The sequence below is a fragment of the Pseudomonas sp. PS01299 genome (assembly GCF_029960145.1).
GTDB classification, from domain to species: Bacteria; Pseudomonadota; Gammaproteobacteria; order Pseudomonadales; family Pseudomonadaceae; genus Aquipseudomonas; species Aquipseudomonas putida_A.
Map to the genome: position 1 here is coordinate 1 of NZ_JASCPO010000308.1, position 5,718 is coordinate 5,718.

Here is a 5,718-nt window from a genome sequence, read left to right on the forward strand (position 1 = left end):
CGCTCCCACAGGATTTGTGGTTGCTCACCTGGTTGTGTTGCAACCTGATACCTGTGGGAGCGGGCTTGCTCGCGAAGGGGCCCGATGGTTTAGCGCAAAACTCAATGATCAGCTGCGAGCAAATGCCACCGCCGCCGCAAACTGCTCCTCACTCGGCCGCACCCCGGTGTACAGCACAAACTGCTCCAGCGCCTGGATCGCAATCACTTCCAGCCCGGTAATCACCTTCTTGCCCTCAGCCCGCCCACGCACTATCAGCGGCGTCTCGGACGGAATCGCTACCACATCGAATACCGTGTCGGCCGCCTGAATCACTTCAGGCTCGAACGCCAGTTGCCCGGCCTCCGGCCCGCCGTCCATGCCCACCGGGGTGACGTTGATCAGCATCTGCGGCCGCTCGTCGCCGAGCTCCGCCTGCCAGCGATAGCCCAGCGAGTCCGCCAGTGCCCGTCCGGCGCGCTCGTTACGCGCAACGATCAAGCCATTCTTGTAGCCACCATCGCGCAAGGCACTGGCCACCGCTTTGGCCATGCCGCCGCTGCCGCGCAGGGCGAACGTCGTGTCTTGCGGTACCGCGTGGGTTTCCAGCAATTGCGCGATGGCGATGTAATCGGTGTTGTAAGCCTTGAGATGGCCGTTGGTGTTGACGATGGTGTTGATCGACTGGATCGCCGCCGCCGACGCATCCAGTTCATCGACCAGCGCAATGCACGCTTCCTTGAACGGCATCGACACACCGCAACCGCGAATCCCCAACGCACGAATCCCGCCAACAGCCCCCGGCAGATCCTGACTGCTGAACGCCTTGTAATAGAAGTTCAGGCCCAACTGCTCATACAAATGGTTATGAAACCGCAGACCGAAGTTCCCGGGGCGCCCTGACAGGGACATGCACAGCTGGGTGTCTTTGTTGGGATTCATCTGCATGAAACTTCTCCTTCAAAACGGACTTTCGGATGGACGGAGTTAGCCATTCCATCGGGTTCTGGACGATCATAGGCGCCTGTCTGCAACGGGCTGCGAGCCCCTTTGACCGACCGGTAAAGAAGCCGGTACAGACCTTACACAAAATTTACCCAGCGGCTGTGCTGATTTTCAGAATTTCGCTGTCATAGAAGTATCCCCGCGACAACTTTGGGCCTGGTGCAGGCCCGGACGCCGGGTCGAAGAACCGAGGAATTATCATGATTCGTAAACTCCCCATCGTGGCCTTGTTGATTGGTGCATTCGCTATCACAGGTCAGGCAGAAGCCCACGGCGGTGGCTGGCAGGGTCCGGCAGTGTTTGGTGCGATCGTCGGCTCGGCCATCATCGGCTCCGCGTTGATCAACCAGGACCGGCCGGTCTACGTGCAACAGCCTGTTTACGCTCAACCGGCACCGGTTTATGTGCAACAGCCTCCGCCACCGGTCTACTACCAGCCGGCGCCGGTCTATGTGCAACAACCGGTCTACGTGCCTGGCCCGGTCTACTACGGCCCACCACGCGGCTACTACGGCCGGCCACACGGCTACTACGGTGGCCCGCGCTGGTAATCGCAACCAACAAGCCCCGCTTTATAGCGGGGCTTTTTTATGACCGTCGGTCGGGCCAAGTCTGAAAAAATCTCGCCAAGGTCGCTGTGAGGACAGTCCCGGCAGCTAAAGTCGGCATGATGGACTTGACCGTCGGGGGCAAAACACAGAACGGTCATCTATTTGTCATGACGGAACCGCAATCTGAATCCGTCCGTAAACAACAGGTTGATAAAAACAAGGACGACCCATGCCTACTCAAAATCCGCACCGCATCGTCGGCCTGTGCACTTCAAGCAAGGTGTACAGCGCGCTGACTGAACTGAAACACCTGGAAGGCCACCGCTGCGCCAAGTTTCTTTCGCTGCTGGCGGAGAATCTCGTGCACAAGGGCCTGCTCAATGAGCGCGAAGTGGTGCACATGCTCGACCAGGTTGTCGATTGAAACAGCCCTCACTGTTATCAATGACCACTATCGAAAGCGTTGATTGTCCCTGAGCGCAGCGAATCCCTAAGGTAGCTCCACAGATTGATGGAGGTACTTGTCATGGCTCAGGTTCAAATCATGTCGGTAGTTGGCAGCGCTGTTCCCGCATCGCTCAGAGCATCGGGATTGCTCGCCTGCTGGTATCTGGTGCGCGATGGCGAGCCGATCAGCGGCCCTCTCACTTCACTGCCCGCGGCGCAGGCCCTGTCGCAGAAAATCGTCAGCGCGCCGTTCCACGCTTAAGGCAACTGGACCTTCGGTTTGGTCTCAATGAACAGCGCCCAGCTCGACATGAACAGCGCCGCGATCAGCGGCCCGATCACGAAACCGTTGAGGCCGAACACTGCGAGGCCGCCGAGGGTCGAGATCAGGATCATGTAGTCCGGCATCCGCGTGTCCTTGCCGACCAGGATCGGGCGCAGCACGTTGTCCACCAGACCGATTACAAATACCCCGAACACCCCCAGCACCACACCCTGCCAGATCATCCCGCTGAGCAGGAAGTACACCGCCACCGGCGCCCAGACGATCCCCGCCCCCACCGCCGGCAACAGTGACAGAAAGCCCATCAGCACCGCCCACAGCAACGCGCTGGGAATGTCGAGAAACCAGAAAATCGCACCACCCAATGCCCCTTGAGTGACCGCCACCACCAGGTTGCCCTTCACCGTCGCGCGTACCACCCGATTGAATTTCAACTGCAAACGGCGTTTGTGATTCTCTTCCAGCGGTACCGCGGTGCGAATCTTGCGCACCAGCTCGGCGCCATCGCGCAGAAAGAAAAACAGCAGGTACAGCATGATGCCGAAGCTGACCACGAACTCGAATGTGCCTTGACCGAAACTGAACGCCTGACTCGCCAGCACCTGACTGCCCTGCATCGATGCCTTGACGATTTTCTCGCGCAGACCATTGAGTTCGCCCATGCCAAAGCGATCGAGCAGATGCTGAAAGTACGGGGGCAAACTGTGTTTGAACTGCGCCAGATAGGCACCGATGTCCAGTTGGCCGCTTTCGATGCTGTTGTAAACCGTCGCGCCTTCCTGGACCAACAGGATGCTGAGGATGATCACCGGCAAGATCGCGATCACCAGGCAGATGCCCAGAGTACAAAGCGCTGTCAGGTTGCGCCGCCAGCCGAATTTGAGCTGTAACTTGCGCTGCATCGGCGCAAACAGAATGCCGAGAATCACCGCCCAGAACACCGCGCCGTAGAACGGCAGCAGAATCCAGATGAAAGCGACCGTCACCAACAGCAACAGCACGGTGAGGGATTTGAATTGCAGGGTTTTTTCGTTCATGTCCGATCCATGTCAGTCAGGCGTCTCGCACGCCCCGAACCTTAGTCAGCCGGGGCGCGCGCGAGTGCCATCTTTGTTCATGGAGCATAGATTGCCTGGACGATGCAGCCCGGCTAATCAGCGCACCGGCAGTTTGACGATCTGCGCAGTGCTCAACACATCGCCGAAGGTGTCTTCGACTTCCGCCAACGCGGCTTTGTGCAGCGAATCCTTGTCGATAGACACGCCGTTGGCCCGAGTGATGGCGCGGGTCGCCGAGGCATCGGACGCGACAATCACGTTGTAACCCAAAGGCGCGGCGTCCCGTGCGGCACCCGCCACGCAGGCGTGGGTCATCAGGCCGGAAATGATCAGGGTCTGGATGCCGGCCTTTTTCAGTTGCTGGTCAAGGTCGGTGCTGGCGAACACGCTGACGGTGCTCTTTTGCAGCACCACGTCTTGCGGGCGCGGCTGCATGTCCGGGTGAAATTTAACGGTCTGGCCATCGATGGCAAACACTGGCGAGCCGGCCGGGGCAACGTGCTGCACGTGATACACCGGGATCTTGTGACTGTCAGCGAAAGTGATCAGCTCACGAGTCTTGGCCAGGGCAGCGGCACCGTCCGGGATCGGCATCCGGCCGCTGAAATATTCATTCTGGAAATCGATCACCACCAGTGCGGATTTGCCCGCTGGCAAATGATCAGCCGGTGTCGCGCCGGACATTGCCCGAATGGTCGGGTGGTTGTCGGCCATCGCTGCGCTGCTGGCCAATACACCGGAAAATGCACAAGCGGTGAGAAAGCGGCGAGTAAAGTTCTGCATGGGAAAGTCCTGCCTCGGTTGATTTGACAAGCGAATCTTAAGCAGCCACCGCCGCACCGAACACAGTGAAACCGGCACATGATCTGTGCCCTTTCTGCACAGATAAAGTCCACACACTCAAACGTAGATCCAGATCAATAAACCGCACTTGCCACTGCACTACCCTGCCGCGCTTTTGCGACCGATGCCGCCATGAAGCCAGACCTCCCCCTAGCCGCCCCGGAATTGCTCGCCCCTGCCGGCACCCTGAAGAACATGCGCTATGCCTTCGCCTACGGTGCCGATGCGGTCTACGCCGGCCAGCCGCGTTACAGCCTGCGGGTGCGCAACAACGAGTTCGACCACGCCAACCTCGCCCTCGGCATTCGCGAAGCGCAGGCACAGGGCAAGCGCTTCTACGTGGTGGTCAACATCGCCCCGCACAACGCCAAACTGAAGACCTTCCTCAAGGATCTGGCGCCAGTGATCGAGATGGCGCCGGATGCGCTGATCATGTCCGACCCGGGCCTGATCATGCTGGTGCGCCGGCATTTCCCGCAGATGCCGATCCACCTTTCGGTGCAGGCCAACACGGTGAACTGGGCGAGCGTCGAATTCTGGCAGCAACAGGGGCTGAGCCGGATCATTCTGTCGCGGGAGCTGTCGCTGGAAGAAATCGGTGAAATCCGTGAACAGGTACCGGGCATGGAGCTGGAGGTGTTCGTCCACGGTGCGCTGTGCATGGCCTACTCCGGGCGCTGCCTGCTGTCGGGCTACATGAACAAGCGCGACGCCAATCAGGGCACCTGCACCAACGCCTGCCGCTGGAAGTATTCGGCGCAGCAAGCCACGGAAAACCAGCTCGGCGAGATCGTGCAGACCTTCCAGCCGGAGCCGACCCTGGGCATCGGCGCGCCGACCGATCAGGTATTCCTGCTGCAGGAAGCGAATCGCCCCGACGAGTTGATGCCCGCATTTGAAGACGAGCACGGCACCTACATCATGAACGCCAAGGATCTGCGCGCGGTGCAGCATGTCGAACGCCTGACGCGCATGGGCGTGCATTCGCTGAAGATCGAGGGCCGGACCAAATCGCACTTCTATTGCGCGCGCACCACTCAGGTCTATCGCCGGGCAATCGACGATGCGATGGCCGGGCGCGAGTTCGACCGCAGCCTGATGACCGATCTGGAGTCACTGGCCCAGCGCGGCTACACCGAAGGTTTCCTGCGTCGCCATGTGCATGACGAATACCAGAATTATCAGAACGGCAGCTCGGTGTCAGAGCGTCAGCAGTTCGTCGGCGAACTGACCGGCGAGCGCCGCGACCGGTTGGCCGAGGTCAAAGTGAAGAACCGTTTTGCCTTGGGCGATCATCTGGAATTGATGACTCCGAAGGGCAATTTCCACTTCGACCTGCACCAGTTGCAGAGTGCCAAGGGTGAAGCGATCGAGGTTGCGCCGGGGGATGGACACACGGTGTACCTGCCGATTCCGGATGCGGTGGATTTGCGCTTTGGCCTGCTGATGCGCGACCTGACTCCTTGACCCCCTCCCATGTAGGAGCTGCCGCAGGCTGCGATCTTTTGATCTTGTTCTTCAATAACAAAGTCAAAAGATCGCAGCCTGCGGC

The 5,718-nt window shown here is 59.6% G+C and carries 7 protein-coding genes; 4 read left to right on the forward strand and 3 right to left on the reverse strand.

Going from position 1 to position 5,718, the window contains the following annotated elements; genetic code table 11:
• Positions 1–108 precede the first annotated feature (108 nt).
• Positions 109–927 (reverse strand): shikimate 5-dehydrogenase, encoded by an 819-nt coding sequence (locus tag QMX91_RS28480; protein WP_247268259.1) that lies wholly within the window; start codon positions 925–927, stop codon positions 109–111.
• A 257-nt stretch (positions 928–1,184) separates the two neighbouring features.
• On the opposite strand from QMX91_RS28480, the gene QMX91_RS28485 reads away from it, so the two are divergent.
• The 3 genes from QMX91_RS28485 to QMX91_RS28495 all read left to right on the forward strand — a co-directional run bounded on the left by QMX91_RS28485 (position 1,185) and on the right by QMX91_RS28495 (position 2,244).
• Positions 1,185–1,535: a hypothetical protein gene (locus QMX91_RS28485; RefSeq protein WP_007965394.1), complete on the forward strand. Its 351-nt coding sequence runs from the start codon at positions 1,185–1,187 to the stop codon at positions 1,533–1,535.
• A 229-nt stretch (positions 1,536–1,764) separates the two neighbouring features.
• Complete coding sequence (locus QMX91_RS28490; RefSeq protein ID WP_025108897.1) at positions 1,765–1,959, forward strand: hypothetical protein; 195 nt, start codon at positions 1,765–1,767, stop codon at positions 1,957–1,959.
• A gap of 102 nt (positions 1,960–2,061) precedes the next feature.
• The gene (locus QMX91_RS28495; protein WP_103520501.1) at positions 2,062–2,244 is read left to right on the forward strand and encodes a hypothetical protein; all 183 of its coding nucleotides are present in this window, start codon (positions 2,062–2,064) and stop codon (positions 2,242–2,244) included.
• On the opposite strand, the gene QMX91_RS28500 is transcribed toward QMX91_RS28495, so the two are convergent.
• The gene (locus QMX91_RS28500) at positions 2,241–3,302 is read right to left on the reverse strand and encodes an AI-2E family transporter (protein WP_282413731.1); all 1,062 of its coding nucleotides are present in this window, start codon (positions 3,300–3,302) and stop codon (positions 2,241–2,243) included. The genes QMX91_RS28495 and QMX91_RS28500 overlap by 4 nt on opposite strands.
• A gap of 117 nt (positions 3,303–3,419) precedes the next feature.
• A complete protein-coding gene (locus tag QMX91_RS28505) occupies positions 3,420–4,106 on the reverse strand; it encodes an isochorismatase family protein (RefSeq protein WP_098968081.1) in 687 nt (228 codons plus the stop codon).
• Between the two features lie 192 nt (positions 4,107–4,298).
• Here QMX91_RS28505 and yegQ point away from each other — a divergent pair, with 192 nt between their 5' ends.
• Complete coding sequence (gene yegQ / locus QMX91_RS28510) at positions 4,299–5,633, forward strand: tRNA 5-hydroxyuridine modification protein YegQ (RefSeq protein WP_098968080.1); 1,335 nt, start codon at positions 4,299–4,301, stop codon at positions 5,631–5,633.
• Positions 5,634–5,718 lie beyond the last annotated feature (85 nt).